The following is a 1171-nucleotide window of genomic DNA, read 5'->3' on the forward strand; positions in this document are numbered from 1 at the left end:
GGCCGGGGCGGGAGACCAGCGCGAACCGGGTCACCGCGTCCGGGTGGTCGGCGATCTTGTCGGCCAGCACCGCCAGCCGGTGCCGGGCGGCCCCGATCGGGGCGCAGATCGCCGCGTCGTAGTCGCCGGCCGCGGCACCGGCCGCCGCGGCGCCGTTGGAGAGCACGTCGACCACCACCGCGTCGGGCAGGTGCGCCCGGAGCCAACCCCGGCACTGGGTGGACGCCTGCGGATGGGCGGCGACGGTCTGCACCGAGGTCAGCGACGTGCCGGCCCGGGCACCGAGGACGAACTCCACCGGCAGGATCACCTCGCGGGTGATCACCAGCGGTTCCCCCTCGGCCAGCTCGTCCAGGGTCACCCCCACCGCGCCGCCGATCGAGTTCTCCAGCGGCACCAGGGCGGCGTCCGCCTCACCGGCCCGTACGCTCTCCAGCGCCTCCCCGACGCTGCGGGCGGGCGTACGGGTGCCGCGCTCGGCGGCGGGGACGGTGCGCAGCGCCTGCTCGGCGAAGGTGCCCTCCGGCCCGAGGTAGACGAAGCGCGTCGGCGGTGTACCCGGCATGGCGACCAGCCTACGCACCCGGTACGCCGAGCGTGCCGCCCTCGCAGGCCAGGTTCCGGATCCCGGGCGGGCCGGCCGCCCGCACCTCCACCGTGCACACGTCGGTGCCGGCGGTGACCAGCCGTGGGGCGCTTCCCGGACCCCGGGTGACCACCTGGAGCTGCTCGTGGCCGGTCACGTCGAGCACCGTGTACTGCCACTCGGCGGCGCAGAGCGGTCCGCTGACCACCCGGACCCGCACGTCCCGGGGGAGCACCCCGCCCCGGCCGCGCACCAGGTCGACCACCCGCGCGCCGGTCGGCCCGGACGAGCAGGCCACCGCTACCAGTCCGGTGTCGGCCGTCGGGGTGGGCGTGCCGAGCCCGGGCAACCCGGTCGGGCCGACCGGGGGCGGTGCGGTGCCGGTCGGCGTCGGGGCGGCCGTCCGGCTCGGCGTGCTCACCGGCCCCGGTTCGGCGGTACGCAGCTCCGGTGGGGTGCCGCAGCCGGCGAGCACCCCGGCGACCAGCGCGACGACCACCGCCGGCCACCGGCCCGGTGCCGGCAGCCGGACACGGCGGTGCGCTCCGTGCGGGGCGCGGCGGGGCGGGGTGGACGGCACGGGGT

General features: G+C 78.3%; 2 protein-coding genes. Both read right to left on the minus strand.

What is annotated here, in order from left to right; genetic code table 11:
• On the minus strand, positions 1–565 hold a 565-nt coding region (locus DLJ47_RS03860), incomplete at its 3' end, for a prephenate dehydratase domain-containing protein (protein ID WP_274703354.1).
• 10 nt (positions 566–575) lie between these two features.
• Positions 576–1112, minus strand: a complete 537-nt coding sequence (locus DLJ47_RS03865) for a hypothetical protein (RefSeq protein WP_109898726.1) — start codon at positions 1110–1112, stop codon at positions 576–578.
• Positions 1113–1171: the final 59 nt, after the last annotated feature.

Source organism: Micromonospora sp. S4605 (assembly GCF_003176715.1).
In the GTDB taxonomy this organism is placed as follows: Bacteria; Actinomycetota; Actinomycetes; order Mycobacteriales; family Micromonosporaceae; genus Micromonospora; species Micromonospora echinaurantiaca.